Annotated in this window: 18 protein-coding genes; 13 read left to right on the top strand and 5 right to left on the bottom strand. The window is 69.1% G+C overall.

The window, feature by feature from the left end; genetic code table 11:
- Positions 1–2: 2 nt before the first annotated feature.
- Positions 3–1,637, bottom strand: coding sequence for an asparagine synthetase B family protein (locus KLK06_RS30205; RefSeq protein ID WP_214639055.1), 1,635 nt, complete (start codon positions 1,635–1,637; stop codon positions 3–5).
- Positions 1,638–1,707: 70 nt separating this feature from the next.
- On the opposite strand from KLK06_RS30205, the gene KLK06_RS30200 reads away from it, so the two are divergent.
- The 7 genes from KLK06_RS30200 to KLK06_RS30170 all read left to right on the top strand — a co-directional run bounded on the left by KLK06_RS30200 (position 1,708) and on the right by KLK06_RS30170 (position 8,481).
- Positions 1,708–3,555, top strand: coding sequence for a hypothetical protein (locus KLK06_RS30200; protein ID WP_308168510.1), 1,848 nt, complete (start codon positions 1,708–1,710; stop codon positions 3,553–3,555).
- Positions 3,556–3,576: 21 nt separating this feature from the next.
- Positions 3,577–4,188 (top strand): anticodon-binding protein, encoded by a 612-nt coding sequence (locus tag KLK06_RS30195; RefSeq protein ID WP_214639054.1) that lies wholly within the window; start codon positions 3,577–3,579, stop codon positions 4,186–4,188.
- Positions 4,189–4,309: 121 nt separating this feature from the next.
- Positions 4,310–5,692, top strand: coding sequence for a diaminopimelate decarboxylase (lysA, locus tag KLK06_RS30190; protein ID WP_214639053.1), 1,383 nt, complete (start codon positions 4,310–4,312; stop codon positions 5,690–5,692).
- Positions 5,689–6,978 (top strand): homoserine dehydrogenase, encoded by a 1,290-nt coding sequence (locus tag KLK06_RS30185; RefSeq protein ID WP_308168509.1) that lies wholly within the window; start codon positions 5,689–5,691, stop codon positions 6,976–6,978. Before lysA ends, KLK06_RS30185 begins: the two co-directional genes overlap by 4 nt.
- Before the next feature lie 235 nt (positions 6,979–7,213).
- Positions 7,214–7,525: a hypothetical protein gene (locus KLK06_RS30180; protein ID WP_214639052.1), complete on the top strand. Its 312-nt coding sequence runs from the start codon at positions 7,214–7,216 to the stop codon at positions 7,523–7,525.
- Positions 7,526–7,786: 261 nt separating this feature from the next.
- On the top strand, positions 7,787–8,020 hold the full coding sequence (gene atpE / locus KLK06_RS30175; RefSeq protein WP_214639051.1) for an ATP synthase F0 subunit C: 234 nt from the start codon (positions 7,787–7,789) through the stop codon (positions 8,018–8,020).
- Between the two features lie 179 nt (positions 8,021–8,199).
- Positions 8,200–8,481, top strand: a complete 282-nt coding sequence (locus KLK06_RS30170; RefSeq protein ID WP_214639050.1) for a hypothetical protein — start codon at positions 8,200–8,202, stop codon at positions 8,479–8,481.
- Between the two features lie 120 nt (positions 8,482–8,601).
- Here the strand turns inward: KLK06_RS30170 and KLK06_RS30165 are convergent, their stop codons facing one another.
- Positions 8,602–9,009, bottom strand: a complete 408-nt coding sequence (locus KLK06_RS30165; protein ID WP_214639049.1) for a plastocyanin/azurin family copper-binding protein — start codon at positions 9,007–9,009, stop codon at positions 8,602–8,604.
- A gap of 178 nt (positions 9,010–9,187) precedes the next feature.
- On the opposite strand from KLK06_RS30165, the gene KLK06_RS30160 reads away from it, so the two are divergent.
- Together KLK06_RS30160 and KLK06_RS30155 are read left to right on the top strand one after the other, a co-directional pair.
- A complete protein-coding gene (locus KLK06_RS30160) occupies positions 9,188–10,057 on the top strand; it encodes an oxidoreductase (RefSeq protein ID WP_250906268.1) in 870 nt (289 codons plus the stop codon).
- 68 nt (positions 10,058–10,125) lie between these two features.
- Positions 10,126–10,275, top strand: a complete 150-nt coding sequence (locus tag KLK06_RS30155) for a hypothetical protein (protein ID WP_214639047.1) — start codon at positions 10,126–10,128, stop codon at positions 10,273–10,275.
- Positions 10,276–10,283: 8 nt separating this feature from the next.
- On the opposite strand, the gene KLK06_RS30150 is transcribed toward KLK06_RS30155, so the two are convergent.
- Positions 10,284–10,709: an ATP-binding protein gene (locus KLK06_RS30150; RefSeq protein ID WP_214639046.1), complete on the bottom strand. Its 426-nt coding sequence runs from the start codon at positions 10,707–10,709 to the stop codon at positions 10,284–10,286.
- 233 nt (positions 10,710–10,942) lie between these two features.
- Between KLK06_RS30150 and KLK06_RS30145 the strand changes: the two genes are divergently transcribed.
- Positions 10,943–11,764 (top strand): helix-turn-helix transcriptional regulator, encoded by an 822-nt coding sequence (locus KLK06_RS30145; RefSeq protein WP_214639045.1) that lies wholly within the window; start codon positions 10,943–10,945, stop codon positions 11,762–11,764.
- A complete protein-coding gene (locus tag KLK06_RS30140; protein WP_214639044.1) occupies positions 11,755–11,967 on the top strand; it encodes a DUF397 domain-containing protein in 213 nt (70 codons plus the stop codon). The genes KLK06_RS30145 and KLK06_RS30140 overlap by 10 nt, the downstream gene beginning before the upstream one ends.
- On the opposite strand, the gene KLK06_RS30135 is transcribed toward KLK06_RS30140, so the two are convergent.
- Positions 11,964–12,899, bottom strand: a complete 936-nt coding sequence (locus tag KLK06_RS30135) for a zinc-binding dehydrogenase (protein WP_214639043.1) — start codon at positions 12,897–12,899, stop codon at positions 11,964–11,966. The genes KLK06_RS30140 and KLK06_RS30135 overlap by 4 nt on opposite strands.
- Positions 12,900–12,984: 85 nt before the next feature.
- Between KLK06_RS30135 and KLK06_RS30130 the strand changes: the two genes are divergently transcribed.
- On the top strand, positions 12,985–13,623 hold the full coding sequence (locus KLK06_RS30130) for a TetR/AcrR family transcriptional regulator (RefSeq protein ID WP_214639042.1): 639 nt from the start codon (positions 12,985–12,987) through the stop codon (positions 13,621–13,623).
- Here the strand turns inward: KLK06_RS30130 and KLK06_RS30125 are convergent.
- Positions 13,620–16,961 (bottom strand): WD40 repeat domain-containing serine/threonine protein kinase, encoded by a 3,342-nt coding sequence (locus KLK06_RS30125; protein ID WP_214639041.1) that lies wholly within the window; start codon positions 16,959–16,961, stop codon positions 13,620–13,622. The genes KLK06_RS30130 and KLK06_RS30125 overlap by 4 nt on opposite strands.
- Positions 16,962–17,048: 87 nt before the next feature.
- Here KLK06_RS30125 and KLK06_RS30120 point away from each other — a divergent pair, with 87 nt between their 5' ends.
- On the top strand, positions 17,049–17,486 hold the full coding sequence (locus KLK06_RS30120) for a nitroreductase family deazaflavin-dependent oxidoreductase (protein ID WP_214639039.1): 438 nt from the start codon (positions 17,049–17,051) through the stop codon (positions 17,484–17,486).
- The last annotated feature ends 12 nt before the right edge of the window (positions 17,487–17,498 follow it).

The following is a 17,498-nucleotide window of genomic DNA, read 5'->3' as shown; positions in this document are numbered from 1 at the left end:
CATCAGAAAGGGGATGACACATCACCTAGATCGTTCTCGAAGTCGCCCAGCCAGAGCCCGAAGAGCACCAGCCCGCGGACCCAGAACCGGTCGTTCCACCCGCTGAACCGGGTCAGCGCGTCGGGGCCGCCCGCGATCACCATGTGCAGTTCGTCCGACAGCAGGTCAGGCACCCGTGCGGCCACCGTCTCCAGCATGCGGTGCGCGTACGCCCGCGCGGGCGCGGCCGTGGACCGCAGCGGGACCCGCAGCAGCGGCTGCTTGACCACGTTCGTGGACGGCAGCGCCGCCACCCGCGGGTTGGCGGCGTGCAGCACCTCTCGATAGAAGCGGCCCTTGTCCTTGCGCGCCACCCCTACCGACAGCGCCGCGTCGAAGAAGTCGGGGTGGATGAACGGCGCCGCGAACGACGCCTCGGGCCCGACCAGGTTGACCGCCGAGCGGGCGATGCCCCGCACGGTGCGGGTGTGCAGCACCGACAGCGACAGCTCGGCCCGGTGCCCGTGCAGCATGGAGGTCGCGGCGGCGAACTGCTCGCGCACGGCCTCCTCCATCCAGGCATTGGCCGCCTCCGACAGGAACGGCTGCGACGGGGCGCCGAGGCTGAGCGACTTCAGCACCGCGGCCGACCGCTCGGCCTGCGAGTCGGCCTCCAGAGCCGCCGTGCTCACCATGAAGTTCTTCAGCAGCGGCCCGCCGGCCAGGCCGTCGACCAGCACCCGGCCCGACCGGTGCACCTCCTTGGCGAACGGCGCGTACCAGGCGTGATGCGGCGTCAGATATTCGAGCCGGCGCGCCACCTCGGCCGCGTCGCCCGGGTAGGCGTCGGCGGACTGGGTGATCACCCGGTGGGAGATGCCCAGCTCGCGGGTGATCGAGCGGGCGAAGGCGATGTCGGTGTCGGTGCCGTCGTCGGGGCTGGTCGTCCAGGACTCCACGTCGAAGCCCCGCGCCCGCGCCACGCTCGCCAGCAGCCGCGAGTCGTAGCCGCCGCTGACCGGCACGAGCAGCTTGCGCCCGTCATAGTCCTTGTAGACCTCGTGCAGGAGCTCCACGATCTCGTGGGCACTCGTCCACGTCTCGTACGGCTCGCTGCGCAGCCAGCGCGGCAGCCCGCGCTCCGTGGCCAGCCGCTCGCCGTCGAACAGCAGCGCGCTCGACCCCGGCAGCCGCTTGATCCGCTGGTAGGGCGTGGCCTCGCCGAGCGGGAACGTCACCTGGAGGATCGAGGCCCAGGCCGACCAGTCGATCTCGATCGGGACCAGCGACAGCAACGGCTGGATCAGGGACGAGAAGTAGATCGCATCGCCATGCCGTACGTAATAGACATCGACCAGCCCGAGCGCGCCCGCGTGCAGCGTGACCCGCGAGCCGTCGCCGATCAGCCCCGGCGTCTCGTACGTCTCGGCGACCGTCATCCAGCTGCCGAGAGCCGACGGCCGGCGCTCGCCCCAGGAGAACGCGAACGAGCCCCCGGCGCGGTGATAGGGCGGCAGGGGCGCGGAGCTGAACAGCGCCGCCTCGGCCGTCTGGAGCGCCGGCCTGACCCGCGGGCCCGCGGCGGCGAGCTTGCCGAGCACGACGGTGTCGATCCGGCCGAGGCCGCCGCAGACATAGGGCCGCACGTTGAACTGCACCGGATCTCATCCCTTCAAGCCGCTTCCCGCAAAAGAGTATCCTTTGCCGGGCTAGGAATCGGAGGTCTCGGTGAGCACTGAGCTGGAGAGCACTAGGCGAGCGCTACGTGATGCGATCGTCCAGGCCGAGCACGCGGCCGAGCTGGCCAGGCTGCTGGACGCGGCCCAGGCGCGGCTCGTGGAGGCCGAGCACCACGCCGCTGAGGCCAAGGCCCTCACCGAGCGGCTCACCGACGCGGAGGAGCGGCTGGAGAGCGAGCGCGCCACCGCGGAGAAGCTCCGCAAGGAGCTCGCCGAGCAGCGCTTCCAGGCCGAGGTGGCCAACTGGAAGCTCTCCTCGATCAAGGTGGCCCGCTGGAACAGACTCGGCGACGCGATCAAGACCGGCAAGAGCAACCCGGTCCGCCTGGCCAGAGGTCTCAAGGGCGCCGCCAAGCCGGTCAAACGGCCCGTCGCGCCCAAGCGCAAGCCCATCGCCGTCCTGGCCCAGGACAAGGACGAGCGGCCCGGCGCCGCCTATCAGGCCACCACCTCCGTCCGCACGCTCAACGGCGCCTCGTTCAGGCTCAAGCCGTTCCGCGTGCCCACCGGCCCCAACACCCGCCCGCACCTCACCGCCGCGGTGATCGCCGACCCGCACACCGAGGCGCTGCTGCGCTACGAGTGGCGGCAGACGACCGGCTTCACGCCGCGCGACTTCGCCAGGGTGCTGCCCCTGGAGGTGCCCCACCTGCTGGTGGTCGAGTCGGTCACGCGGGGGCCCTGGGCCGAGGAGATCACCGGCGAGCCGGGTGAGGGGCTCAAGGGCCTGCTGGCCTGGTGCGCCGAGCGGGGCATCCGCACGGTGTTCTGGCACACGCAGGGCGACGCCGCCCCTTACGCGGCCGCCGCGGAGCTGTTCGAGCACCGTTTCACCAACGACCTCACCGTGGGCTGGCCGCGCCTGCACTTCGGGGTGCAGCCGCGCGTGCACAACCCGATCCCGCTGGCGGGTGGCCGGATCGACCGCGTGCTGACGCTCGACCAGCTCCTGCCCGAGCACCTGACCTATCCCGACGTGCTGACCTCCTACCGGTGGCCGGCCGCCGTCGACTGCCCGCCCGGCACCCCGCAGTGGGTGCTGGCCGAGCTCGCGGCGTGCGGCACCTCGATCGGCACCGAGCCCGACGCTCGCCGGGCCCACGTCGCCCTGCGCCGCGCCCACGCCACCGGCACGATGTCCGAGCGGACCGACGAACTGCTGGAGGCCATCGGCCTGCCCGCCGTACGCGCCACCCTGAACACCTCGGTGCTGCTGCCCGTGCCCGACTCGGCGCTGCTGGAGCACGCGCTGGCCCAGGTGGCCCGGCAGTCGGGGGTCACCCAGGTGGTGGTGTTCGCCTGGCGCGGGGCCGAGCAGCGCGTCCGCGAGGTCCTGACCGGCGTCGACGTGGTCTTCCGCGACCTCGATCCGGCCGCCAGCACGGGCGCCATGCTCAACCACGGCCTCGACCTGTGCGAGGGCGACCTGGTCGCGGTGATGGACCCGCGCGACGTCTACGGCGCCCACTACCTGGCCGACCTGCGCAGGGCGTTCCTGTTCGGCACGGCGGACATCGTCGGCAAGGCCGCCTTCTACGCCCACCTCCGCAAGCCGCAGGTGACGCTGCTCAAGCAGCCGGACGCCGAATACTCCTACCTGCCGGAGATCGCCGGGGCCACGCTGCTGGCGCGCCGCAACACGCTGCGGGAGCTCGGGTTCGCCGACCTCACCGACGGGTGGGACGAGGTGCTGATGCGGCAGTGCCGGGCCGACGGGATCAAGGTCTTCTCGGCCGACCGGTTCGGCTACGTGCGGGTGCGCGAGGAGGACCGGTGGCTGCTGGGGGCCGCGCAACTGGTCGAGTACGGCTCGGCTGAGCCGCACGCGCTCATCTAGCTGTACTGAGGTACGAGCCTCATGACGCCGGAGCAGCTCGCTGAGGTGCTGGGGGAGCCGCCGGTGCCGGAGGGGACGTGGGAGCGGGAGGCGGTCTACGTCTCGGCCGCCGCGCTCCGTCGCGGCGTCCCGCCCGCCTTGCTGGCGGCGCGGCTGCGTGGTGTCTCCTCCGTGGAGGTGCTGGACAACGGGTTTCTGCGGATCGTCGTGGAGCTGCCGGGGGCGCTGGTGGACTCGGTGGAGCCGGTCGACGTTCCGGACCCCTGGCCGGATTTCCCTCGTACGTGGGCGAACCCGGGCTTCGTCGTCCGCTACGGGCACGCGCGTGCGGCGGCCGTCCAGCGGTGGGCCCGTGACCTGGGCGTCCCCGCCGGGCCCTTCCAGCCGGAGCTGCTCGCCGATTCACGCGACCGCGCCGTGCTGCGGGTGCTGGCCGAGCTGCCGGGGCGGCGGCTGAGCAGGGCTCCGGGGTGGGAGACCTATCTGGTACGGCTGGCGACGGCCTACCACGACGCCCATGAGCTGGCGCCCGCCGTACCCGTGGGAGACGATCGGCCCGCACCGGTGCACACGGCGCGCGTCCGGCTGGCGGCGGCCGTGCTCAAGGTGTTGCCGGGACCGGACCGGCTGTGATTGGCAAAATATCCGGCCAAATGGCGAAAAATCGTAAAAATATCCCTTCTGGAGCTTGATCGCGTCTCGATACGTGGGCAGCGGGTCCGGGGGGTTCGACGGGTCCGATAGCCTCGATCGGGTGAGTCGATTCGTCCATCCCGCCGGGGACCGGCACGCTGAGATGCTGCCCCATGAGCGCCCTCCGCTGGCGCCTGCCGACCTCAACCGGATCAATCCCGCGATCTGGCCGCGAACGTCGAGCCGGACCGATGGCGCGCTCACGATCGGCGGCGTGGACGTCCGCGATCTGGCCGTCGAGCACGGCACGCCCCTTTACGTGCTCGACGAGGACGACGTGCGCTCCCGCATGCGCGACTACGCCACGGCCTTCGCGGGCTCCGAGGTCCACTACGCCGGCAAGGCGTTCCTGTGCAAGGAGATCGTCCGCTGGCTCCAGGACGAGGGCCTCGGCCTCGACGTGGCCAGCGGCGGCGAGCTGGCGGTCGCGCTCAGCGTCGGATTCCCGGCCTCGCGCATCACGCTGCACGGCAACAACAAGTCGGTCGCCGAGCTGTCCAGGGCGCTGGAGGCGGGTGTCGGGCACATCGTCGTCGACTCCTACGAGGAGATCGCCCGGCTCGGGTTCCTCGCTGAGAAGTACGGCACGCGGCCCAAGGTCATGATCCGGGTGACGACCGGGGTCGAGGCGCACACGCACGAGTTCATCGCCACCGCGCACGACGACCAGAAGTTCGGGCTGTCGCTCAACAGCGGGGCCGCCGCCGAGGCCGTACGCCGCATCCTCGCGCTGCCCGCGCTGGAGCTCGTCGGGCTCCACTCGCACATCGGTTCGCAGATCGTCGACACGGCCGGGTTCGAGGTGGCGGCGCGCCGCCTGGCCACGCTGCTCGTGCAGATCAAGGACGAGCACGACGTGGTGCTGCCCGAGCTCGACCTGGGCGGCGGCTACGGCATCGCCTACATCGAGGGCGACGAGGCCCCCGACATCAAGGAGATCGCCGACGGCCTGCGCGGGATCGTCACCAAGGTCTGCACCGACGCCGGGCTGCCGGTGCCGAAGCTGACCGTGGAGCCCGGCCGCACTATCGTCGGGCCTGGCGGGATCACGCTCTACGAGGTCGGGACCGTCAAGGACGTCGAGGGGCTGCGCACGTACGTCAGCGTCGACGGGGGCATGAGCGACAACGTGCGCACCGCGCTCTACGGCGCCGAATACACCGCCGTGCTGGCCAGCCGCGACAGCTCCGCCGAGCCCATGCTCAGCCGCATCGTCGGCAAGCACTGCGAGAGCGGCGACATCATCGTGCGCGACTGCTTCCTGCCCGCCGACCTCGCGCCGGGCGACCTGATCGCCATCGCGGCCACCGGGGCATACTGCCGGTCGCTGGCCAGCAACTACAACTATCTGCCCAAGCCCGCCGTGGTGTCCGTCACCAACGGCGAGGCGCGCGTCATCGTGCGGGGCGAGACCGAGGACGACCTGTTGAGGGGGCAGTTGTGAAACCGCTGAAAGTGGCCCTGCTGGGCTGCGGGGTGGTGGGCTCGCAGGTCATCCGGCTGATGCACGAGCAGGGCGACGACCTGGCCGCCCGCATCGGGGCGCCGCTCGAACTGGCCGGTGTGGCCGTACGCCGGATGGGCCGCAAACGCGACGTCGACGTGGCTCCCGAGCTGCTGACCACCGACGCCGAGTCACTGGTCACCCGCGACGACGTCGACGTCGTGATCGAGGTCATCGGCGGCATCGAGCCCGCCCGATCGCTGATCGTGTCCGCCCTGTCCGGGGGCAAGTCGGTGGTCACCGCCAACAAGGCCCTGCTCGCCGAGGACGGCGCGACCCTGCACGAGGCCGCCCGCGTGGGCGGCGCCGACCTCTACTTCGAGGCCAGCGTGGCCGGCGCCATCCCGCTGCTGCGCCCGCTGCGTGAGTCGCTCGCCGGCGACCACGTCAAACAGGTCCTCGGCATCGTGAACGGCACCACCAACTACATCCTCGACAAGATGGACTCCACGGGCGCCTCGTTCACCGACGCCCTCGAGGAGGCCCAGACGCTCGGCTACGCCGAGGCCGACCCCACCGCCGACATCGAGGGCTTCGACGCCGCCGCCAAGGCCGCGATCCTGGCCGGCCTGGCCTTCCACAGCCGGGTGACGGCGGCGGAGGTGCACCGCGAGGGCATCACCGAGATCACCGCTACCGACGTGGCCTCGGCCAAGGCCATGGGCTACGTCATCAAGCTGCTGGCCATCTGCGCCCGCTCCGACGACGGCCGCTCGATCGGGGTCCGGGTCTACCCGGCGATGATCCCCCGGACACACCCGCTGGCCGGGGTACGTGAGGCGTACAACGCGGTCTTCGTGGAGGCGGCGTCGGCGGGGCAGCTCATGTTCTACGGCAAGGGCGCGGGCGGCGCACCGACGGCCTCGGCGGTCCTCGGCGACCTGGTGGCAGTGGCCCGCAACCGCCTGGCGGGCACCCGCGCCCCCGCGGAGTCGACGTACGCCGACCTGCCCGTGCATCCCATGGGGGAGACCGTGACGCGGTGCCATGTGGCGCTGGACGTGGCGGACAAGCCGGGCGTGCTGGCTCGGGTGGCCGACCTGTTCGCCAAGCATGACGTGTCGATCCAGACGGTGCGGCAGGAGGGGCACGGGGACGACGCCCAACTCGTCATCGTGACCCACCGAGCCACTGACGCGGCACTCTCGGCGACCATGGAAGAACTCCGGGACCTCGACATCGTCCGGGCCGTGGCCAGCGTGATGCGGGTCGAAGGCGACCTCTGACAAGCAAGGTCCTCCCAGGAGGGCGCTCCGCGCTTTCGGAAGCTCGGGCAGTGCTTTGTGGGGGGGCTCGGCGCCCCCCACACCCCCACAAAGGCATGGTCCTTGCTACGCTCGGGCGCCCTTCTGAACGCAGGCGGACCCTTGGCCTGAGCGCGTCCACTGGCAGGCAGGGCAGCGGCGGCCGGAATGATCGCAATCTTCGGGCATCGGAATTCATGCCGAAGTAGAGTGCGGCATGGCCACACCTACCGTGTCTTTCCGCGATCTCTCGAAGCACTCAAAACGCGCACTGGTCACGAGCGATGAGGGGGCTTTGGCGGTGGTCTTCCCGTGGGTTCGCCATCTCTCGGACGTCGAGCGCCAGGAGTTCGTCCGCGACATCGTCGACAGCACTCGCGATGTCGTAAACCTCGATGTGTATGCCACATTGCATCGGATCACCGCTGAATGGCGAGCGACCGCCCGAATCCTCGCCGATCCGGCTTTGGCCGCGCAGGCGGGCCGGCCCTTGCCCGAGGAGGATTACGGCGAGGTATTCGCGCCGTGAGCCCAGAGCCCGGTAGCACCGTCATCGGGTGCGAGCTGCAGGTCCAGTAACGGGCGGCGAAGGCCAAGGTCGCGTTGGCCGGGGTCCTTCCGGCCAGGTCTGGACGGCGAAACACGCAAACCGGTTTGTCTAGCGCGTTTATTGACGAGTAATTCCGTACAAACTTGGTGTGACCGAATATTCCTTTCGCCGCTGTCCGCGTGAAGTAATGGTCGTAACCGTGATACTGCGCTTCACCGGACGCTCAGAAAGGGAACTGCAATGTATGTTCTCGCTCAGGTCTCTGGCAACGTCACTGCGATCGGTTACGGTCTCGCCGCCATCGGCCCTGGCGTCGGCGTCGGCATCATCTTCGGTCAGGGCGTGCAGGCCATCGCGCGCCAGCCGGAGGCGTACGGCCTGATCCGCCAGAACATGCTCCTCGGCTTCGTTCTCACCGAGGCCCTCGCTCTGCTCGGCCTGGTCGCGCCGTTCATCTTTAAGGTCATCGAGTAAATCGCGCGACTCTGTGATGAGCGATGAGAATGTCTTTCCATGGCATCGGATCATCGCTGAATGGCGAGCGACCGCTGTGCGAGGTTGGCTCCGACAGGCTGACGACACCGTGACGACAGCGTGTTATGTCACGCTCCTAGAGCAATCGATCCGCAGTGACATCCTCTCTAGGAGGAACTATGCGCATGCAGTCGAAACTCGCAGCCAAAATCGTTCTCTCCGCGCTGCTCACAGCTCCCTTGACCGTCGGCATGGGCGCGGCGGCCGCGAGCGCGTCCGTGAAGGCGGATGCCGAAAAACTCCCGAGCAATGGCGCGATCGCCGGCGGAGATACATACCGTTGCGGTTTTTACAAGCAGGATTGCATCGACGTACGGAACGCCATGGCTGACAGCGGATATACGGTCGGTCCCATTATTTACTCTCCTGTCAGCGGCTACTCCTTCGACTATTGGTGGTAACCACCGCACGACACCCCGCTCATCGTTCGCGTGCTCTGGGCGGCCCGGCGGAAGATCGGCGCACTCGCCTTCACAGGCCCGGACGAGGCGTGAGTGGCGAGAGAGCGCACCGCGGGGTCGCTATTTCACGCTGATCGTCGTCATCATCCCCATCGAGCGGTGATTGTCCACGGGACACCACAGCTCGTACGTTCCCTTCTTCAGTGCGACAGTGAGCTTCGTCGTCTTTCCGCCTGCGATGATGCTGGAGGTGGAGTTGACGCCAGGCCCCTTGATCGACAGGCCATGCGAGGCGGTCCCCGCATTGTTTATCGTGAATATGTAGGTCCCTGGGGTGAAGGTCTTCGTCGAGAGCGTGAGAGAGAACTCCCGCTCGGTCACTGTGACAGGCGTATCGATTGCCCAGGCCCTGGGCATCGCCGCGGCAGTTGTGCCCCCGCCGACCGCCAGTGTCAGCGCGGCGGCGACGAGCCCTATCGCCAGACGGGGCATACCTCTGGAACGAATCGCAGCGGACATGATCGCCATCCCTTCATCGTGGCATCGATGTCAGCCATGGCAGATGCCCTCTCCGTATTCCCGGGCACGTGTAACGCTAGACCCGCGAGATCCTCAGGACCGTGCCGACTGTTCGCCACAACGGCTTTACGGTTGCGTGGACTTTGGTGTGCTTTGGTGCCACCCTGCTGGGCAACGTCTAGGGTGAATGATCGTGACGACGGAACGATGGGCATTGGGCGGCGACCTGAGCGTCGCGCGGGTCGGGTACGGCGCGATGAAGCTGACCGGTTGGCCGAGAGGCGACAACCGGCCCAGCCGGGAGACGGCCCTGGCCATCCTGCGCCGGGCCGTGGAGCTCGGGGTCAACCACATCGACACCTCGCACTACTACTCGCATGACGGGGTGGCGGCCAACGAGCTGATCCGGGAGGCGCTGCATCCCTACCCGGCCGACCTGGTGATCGTGACCAAGGTGGGGGCGCTGGTCGAAGGCTCCGACATCGCCCTGCCGGCGGCGGAGATGACCGGCCTCACGCCCGACGGCCTGCGACGTGGCGTCGAGGCGAACCTGCGCTCTCTGGGCGTGGACCGCCTGGATGTGGTGAACCTGCGGATGGGCGACCGCGACCGCAGCCAGACATCTCTGACCGCGCCCTTGGAGACCTTGCTCGCGCTGCGAGAGGAGGGCCTGATCCGCCAACTGGGCATCTCCAACGTCACTGCCGAGGAGTTCGCCGAAGCCCGCAAGGTCGCGCCGATCGCCTGCGTCCAGAACCTCTACAACCTGTCCCGGCGCGATGACGACCCACTCGTGGACGCCTGCGCGGAGGCCGGCATCGCGTACGTCCCCTTCTTCCCGGTCGGCGGGTTCCAGCCGCTCACAGCCGAGCGCCTGGACGCCGTCGCCGCCCGCCACGGCGCGACCGTGCCGCAGGTGGCCCTGGCCTGGCTGCTGGCCCGATCGCCGAACATCCTGCTCATCCCCGGCACCGGCTCACTGGCCCACCTGGAAGAGAACATCGCCGCCAGTGCGCTGAAGTTGAGCACGGAAGACGTCGCCGAGCTCGTCGAGTAACGGGTTCCCCACGATTGAGACGGGGTGCAGCCCAGCCCACCCGATCGCCCTCCTGGCAAGATAGCGGCATGGAACGTGTGCTTGGAATCGGTGGATACTTCATGCGCGCCGCCGACCCGGCGGCCCTGAGCGCGTGGTATCGCGATTGCCTAGGCCTGGACGCCGATGACGTCACCGATCCTGAAGGCAATCGGATCGAGCTCTGGCAGCCCGTCTGACCGCGTCTTCATGGGCTCGGAATTTTCAGATCGGCCCATACGACGCGATGGCCCGATGATTTGATGAACGTTCCCCAGCTGTTCTCGGACAGCTCCATGACAATCCGAATGCCTCGCCCCGATTCAACTTCCAGTGGCGGATAATCGGGAATGTGGGGTTCGGAGGCGAAAGCGCCGGGATCGGTGACTTCAATGCGAATGAAGTCGGAGCCGAGGCTGAGGCTTACCGCGACCCACTCGCGATCCGCGCCGCCCTCCACGTGTGTGCAGGCGTTCGTGACCAGCTCGCTGACGACCTGTTGCGCGTCCGGCAGCACGGGAGGACCAGTCGCGAGCCACCACGCGACGGCCGCTCGTGCCTGCTTCGGTGCTTTGTCGCCGCGGCGCAGTCTGGTCGCTCCAATGAGCGTTACGTCCTCTGTTCGGATAAGCATGGGGAATCACCGACTTTGTCCGGTCGCTTTGCTTGTCGCCTTGCGCACAAGATTGCGTGTCTGGTGTAAGAACTGACCTCTCACGCAGATGTCTCTCGGAAGTCACCTCTCACAGTGCCAGCGAACGGCTACGTTAAGTGAGAGGTCCGCAGGACAATCACCGCACAGATTAGGCACATGCTGTGTGTGTCGGCGTGTGTGGTTCCGTGGCGACAGAACGGCGGAGGTGCTGAATGAGCGTCAAGAATTTGGACCCGGACGCTGGACCACTGGCTCGGTTCGGCTGCGAGTTGCGGAAACTCCGTATCGACAAAGGGCTCACCCTCGAACAGCTTGCGGACAGAGTCGGTTTCAGCCCGAGCCTCGTCGGCAGCGTCGAGCGGGCCGCCAGAAACCCGAGCAAGGACTTCACCGAACGTTGCGAGGAGGCGCTGGGCCTATCCGGTGAGCTTCTCGCCCGGTGGCCAAGCATCAGCCGGGAGCGCAGCCCGAAGTGGTTTCGGCCCTGGCTGGAGATCGAGCAGAGCGCCACGGTCTTGCGGACGTGGCAACCGCTCATCGTCCCGGGACTGCTTCAAACCACCGACTATGCTCGCGCGATTTTCAACGGCAAGCCAGGTACGACAAAGGAGCAGGCGGAGGAGGCGCTGACGGCTCGGATGGAGAGGCAGGCCATCTTCGCCCGCTCGAACCCGCCGATGTTCTGGGCTGTTTTGGATGAAGGAATCCTGTACCGTCCGATTGGAGGCGAGGCCGTGACTCGTCATCAATTCGAACATCTTATCGCATTGGCCGAAAGCACTCGAATCACCATCCAGGTGCTGCCCTACTCAGCCCTCTCCACTACCGGCCTCCTCGGCGGGTTCGTACTGGCACAAGCCAACGGAATGCCGGACGCTGCCTATCTGGAGTCGGCGGGGCAAGGCCAGGTGCGGGATGCGCCGGATGAGGTTGCCGACCTGAGTGTTAGATACGAGGCGATACGTGCGGAGGCCCTTCCCCAGCACGTATCGCTGAAGCTGATCAAAGAGAGGTTGATGGCGGCATGGAATTGAGTGAGGAACTGAGGACGGCGGCATGGCGTAAGTCGTCGTTCTCGGGCGATAACGGCGGAGACTGCATCGAGGTCGCCCCGCTGAGCGGTGGGCGGGTCGCGATGCGGGACACCGAGCGTCCTGAGATGGAGCCGTGGGTGGTCAGTGGTTCGGTCTGGGCCGCGTTCGGCAAGGGCTGGCGAAACGGCGAATTCGACTTCTAGCGGGCTTCGATCTCGAGTACCGCCTTGCCGTGCAGGCGGCGGCCAAGGAGGGCCGCGGTCGCCTGGGCGGCCTCCTGCCAGGAGCCCCGCCACGAGATCTGCGGGTCCAATCGACCGGCGGCGAGGCGGCCGGCCAGCCAGGTCAGGTCGGGCGCCAATCCCTGGCAGCCGAGCAGGAAGAACGTGACGATCGAGCGATCGTGCCGCCCCTGGTCGCCGAAGAAGGCGCCGAAGGGGAAGTTCTCGCCGTTGTTCGCCGAGTGACCGACGGCGACCAGGGTGCCGCCCTCGGCCAGCCGGTCGTATGCGGACACCAGTTGGTCACCGCCCACCAGGTCCACCACACCGTCCACGGGCTCGGCGATCTCGTGCGGCCCGGACACCACCTCGTCCGCGCCGAGCGCTCGCAGGCTTTCGTCGTGCGCGGCCGGGTCGCCGGTGGAGGCCACCACCTGGGCCCCGCCGAGGTGGGCCAGCTGTACGGCGTACCGCCCGACCCCGCCGGTGGCGCCCGTGACCAGCACGCGCCTGCCGAGGATCGGGCCGATCCGGTGGAGTGCGCGGAGCGCGCTGGCGCCCGCGACCGGAACGGTGCTGATCGCGCCGAGGTCGGCATTCTGCGGCACGGTGCCGATGAGGTCCGTGTCGACGGCGCGGAGTTCGGCCCAGGCGCCGTCGCCGGCGAGCGTGACCACCCGCGTGCCGGCGGCCGGGCCGGATCCGTCGGCGGCGGCGCGTTCCACGATCCCCGCCGCGTCCCAGCCGAGGACGGTCCCCTCCGGGGCGTTCTGGATGCCGAACGCGACCTCGCCGTAGTTGAGGGAGGTCGCCGTCACCCGTACCAGCGCCTGGTTCTGGGCGGGTACGGGATCGGGCGCTTCACCGAGCCGCAGGCCGCCGGGCGCGGAACGGTCGACGAGCAGAGCGCGCATGGGTTCTCACCTTCACTGAGAGGTTTATGCCACTGAGTGGCATAAGACTATAGGAGGCGTTCGCGCACGAGATACACTCGGGGTGATGAGCACCGAGATCCTCAGTGGACTGCCGCTACGCGAGCGCAAGAAGCTCCGCACCCGCCAGGCGCTGATCGACACCGCGCTGGAGCAGTTCACCGAGCGGGGTTTCGACGGCACGACGCTCGATGAGCTCTGCACCGCCGTCGAGGTGTCCAAGCGCACCTTCTTTCGCTACTTCGACAGCAAAGAAGACGTCGCGATGGCGCCCACTCAGGATCTGTGGGCCGCCTTTCTGGACGATCTCCAGACCCGGCAGCCGACCGGCGGCACGCTTCTGGTGCTGCTCCGGGACACGCTGTTCACGGCGCTTGACCGGATGCCCGCCGAGGGCTGGGCGGAGCGTGTTCTGCTCTCCCGCCGGCTGGCAGCCAGGACGCCGTCGATGAACGCGCACGGGCTGCAGTTCTGCGACCGCACCACCCGTACCGCGATCACTATCCTGCGGGAGCGCTTCGGTCCGGCCGACCCGCACGACCTGCGGCTCCGGCTGGCCCTCGACATGATGATCTCGGCTTTCCACTGTGCGCTGGAGGAGTGGACGTTTCAGCCCGGACCCGCGAGCCGTGACGACCTCTCCGCTCGCCTTCGCGACGCGTTCGCCGCGATCCCGGGCAGTGTCACGATGACGGTCTCCGCTTAGCAGCCTTTTCTGAACGGCCGGCCGGGCAGGTAGCGGGTCCATTCGGCCTCGGTCAGCGTCCGTCCGGCCCGCGCGCAGACCGCCTTCACCAGCGGTTCGACGGCTATGGGAAGCCTGGTCAGCCGTCCCGCCCTGCCGATGGCCAGGAGTTCGGCGGAGTCGGCCGAGAAGGCGATCGACCTCGCGCTGTCCGGAAGCTGGGCCGCGGGCCCGATCCGCTGGCCCTGCCGTACATCCCAGACGGTCAGCGACTTCTCCTGGGACGCGAACGCGAACAACCGGTCATCGGCGGAGAACGTGGCCGACCACGACGCCTCGCCCACCCGCAGCCAGTCGCCGACCCGCACGCCCGTGCTTGTGTCCCAGATGCCCACCTTGCCGGTGAAGTCCGCCGCGACCAGCTTCAGGTCGGCGCTGAACCAGACCTCGTCCGCCTTGCCGGGGAACGGCAGTCGTGGTCCGAACGGGCGCCCGGATGCGAGGTCGATCAGGCGGAGCAGGTTCGCCTCCAGGCCGATGAGCCGGCCGTCCGCGGCGACCGTCCAGCCGAGCAGGCGTGGCCTGGTCACCTGCTTGAGCCGCTTGCCGCCGGGGACCTGCCAGAGCGTGAAAGCCTTCTCGCCGGCCGTCCAGAGTCCGGCCGGGGCCAGTAGCGCGCCGTCCGAACCGTCAGGGGTCGGCACCTTCGCCAGCTCGTGCCAGGCGGCGGTATCCCGGACGGTGACATCGTCGCTGCGTCTGATCGCCAGCCGCCTGCCGTCCCGACTGAAGGAGAGGTCGCTGTCATAGGCCTCGAACGTCCCCGCCTCGAACTCCCTGCCGTTCAGCGCGATCTTGGTGGAGTCCAGCGCGTGCGTGGCGAGCAGGTGGCCGTCGGCGCTGAACTCCACCTCGTCCTGGGAATCCGCCGCGGTGACGTACGGCTGGAGCGTGATGACCGTGTCCTCGCTCAGGTAACGCAGTCCGGCCGGGCCGAAGGCGACCGCGGACACGGGGTCCGTTATGTCGCGCTCGAGAATCAGCGGATCGTCGGCGTACAGCTGATAGAGCCTGATCGTCGAGCCGATCCCCGCGAGGACCTTGCCGTCCGGGCTGAACGCCGGTGCCGCCATGGGCTCCCAGTCCGTGATCGTGGTGATCTCCTTGCGGGTTCGGGCGTCGAAGACGACGAGGCCGTCGTCGTCGGCGATGGCGAGCAGCCGCCCGTCGCGGCTGAACGCCGAGTTGGACGCGCAGCTCGCGCAGATGTCGGGGAAGCCGCGCTGAGCCTTGCCCGAGGGCAGCGCCCAGCGCTCGCGACCGGCCACGGCGTAGTCGCCGCCCGGGTGGATCGCGGTCTTGACGAGCGCGGGCAGCGCGGTCGTCTTTCCGGTACGCGGGTTGTAGACGTTCTTGCCCTGCCCGAGGTCGACGAGAAGGAGGCCGCCGCTGAAACTGATGTCCAGGTCGAACTCCTCGTAGGCGGGCAGGCGCCGGCCCGTCGGCTTGCCGGTGGCCAGTTCCCAGAGGCCGACGCCCTCGCTGTCGGCGACGGCCAGCAGCCGCCCGTCCTCGCTGACCGCGGCCTGGCGCAGGCGCCGGCCGGTCAGGCCGAGCCCGGTGAAGCCGCCCGTCCGCCTGCCGGTCGCCACGTCCCACACCCTGACCTCGTCGAGACTGACGCTGATCAGCGAGCGGCCGTCGGCGCTGAGCGCCCGCACCACGTCGGGCCCGGTGTCGGGGTCCTGGAAGGCCGCGCCGCCCTGGTCGACGACCGAGGCGAACAGGCTCGACCTGGCCTCGGCCGTGGGGGACAGCCGCGCGGCCGCGGCACTGAGCAGCATGCCCAGCACGGGGTCCTTGCCTCTCACCGTGTCGGCCACCCCGGCCAGCCGCGCGGACTCGGCCACGTCGCGTTGTTCGGCGAGCATGATGCTCTGCCGTACGGCCAGACCTCCGGCGACCAGGGCCAGCACCAGGAGCCCGGCCAGTCCGATGGACAGGAGCCTGGTCCTGCGGGATCGGCGCCTGCCGAGCGCGGTGGCCGCCGAGAGGAAGTCCCGTTCGCCGGGGGTGAGCGTGATGTTCCTGCGGTCGGTCGCGGCCCAGCGCAGCGCGTCGTCCAGCGAGCTGCCGTGGAACAGGTCGGCGTCCTTGCGCCCGTGCTCCTCCCAGCGCTCCGCGGCCGTCCAGATCCGCCGGTGCACGATCAGCCCGTCCCGGTTCGCGGCGATCCAGGCGCGCAGCCGGGGCCAGGCCAGCGGTAGCGCGGGGCGCAGCAGCCGTACCGGATCTCCCTTCGAGACCAGGTACGTGAAAGCGTCCAGCACCCGCTCGATGCCGTCGGGGAGCTCGGACCTGCGTAGTTCGCACAGCGCCAGCTCGTCCTCGGCGGTCACCGTGACCAGCCGCAGGAACAGCTCGGGGACCAGCTCCTTGTCGGCGGGACTGAGAGCGGCGTAGGAGTCCTCGGCGATGACGCCGAGCGCGGGGTCGTCGGCGGTGGTCCCGATCCGCTCGCCGTCGCCGGCGCCCTGCTCGAGCAGCCGGGCGGTGTCGAGCCTTCCGTCGCTGTTGACCAGCCCGAGCAGCAGTTCGCGCGCGGTCGGGCGGCGGCCGGGTTCCTTGGCCAGCGCCGCGCGCACCAGGCGGCGCAGCGGGTCGGGCAGCGCGGCCAGGTCGGGTTCGTGGGAGAGCACGCGGTGCATGACCGCGCCCAGCGCCTCCGCGGTGAACGGATCCTCGCCCGTGGCGGCGTACAGGATGATCGCTCCCCAGGCGAACACGTCCGCGGCCGGCCCCGCCCGCTCGCCCGAGAACACCTCCGGCGCCATGTAGCTGGGCGTGCCCGCCACCTCTCCCGTGGCGGTGAGCGACATCTCCAGCGTGCGGGCCACGCCGAAGTCGATCACGCGGGGCCCGTCGGGGCCGAGCAGCACGTTGTCGGGCTTGAGGTCACGGTGCACGACGCCCGCGTCATGGATGGCGGTCAGCGCCGTGGCGATCGCCGTGGCCAGCCTGTGCACGTCGTCGCCGCGGAACACCCGCCCGGCCGCGCGCAGGCTCGGGCCTTCGACGTACTCGCTGACGATGTACGGCCTGGACCCCTCCAGATGGACGCCGAGCACCCTGGCCGTACAGAACGAGGCCACCCGCTGCGCCGCGACCGCCTCCTTGGCCAGGCGACCGCGCAGCTCGGACCGGCTGACCGGGTCGCCCCGGAGCACCTTGACCGCGACCCTGGTGCCCGCCGGATCGTAGGCCTCGTACACGACGCCTTGCCCACCCGCTCCGATCCGGCTCGCCAGCCAGTACTCCCCGAGCCGCTGTGGGTCGCCGTCGATGAGTGTGCTGCGCATGTCCGGTTGGACTACCGGTGCGACCAGATGGTTGCGCGGCGCTACGCGGCTTGACTTGAACCCCAGTTCATATACGAGCCTTGAACGATGACAGAACACAGCGAAGAAGTGCTCGACAGCCCGACCGGCTGGGTGGCCGACCACATCCGCCGCTACGTGGAGACGGACGGCCGGGACGGCCACCTCTACCAGGAATGGCCGACGCTCCTGCTCAGCACGCGCGGCCGGAAATCCGGCAAGCTGCGCCGCACGGCCCTGATCTACGGCCAGGACGGTGACCGGTACCTTCTGGTGGCGTCCAACGGCGGGGCCGACAGCCATCCGGCGTGGTATCTCAACCTCGTCGAGCATCCCGAGGTGACGGTGCAGGTTCTGGCAGACGTGTTCAGCGCGCGAGCCCGTACCGCCACGGGCGCCGAGCGGGCGGCGCTCTGGGGCACTATGGCGGCGGTCTTCCCGCTTTACGATGATTATCAGCGCAAAGCCGAGCGGGAGATCCCCTTGGTGATTCTGGAGCGTGCCTGAATTCGCTTCATC

Source organism: Nonomuraea sp. NEAU-A123, assembly GCF_018603905.1.
Classification (GTDB): Bacteria; Actinomycetota; Actinomycetes; order Streptosporangiales; family Streptosporangiaceae; genus Nonomuraea.
The sequence above is the reverse complement of the archived record's forward strand: the minus strand, read 5'-3'. Positions and strand labels throughout refer to the sequence as shown.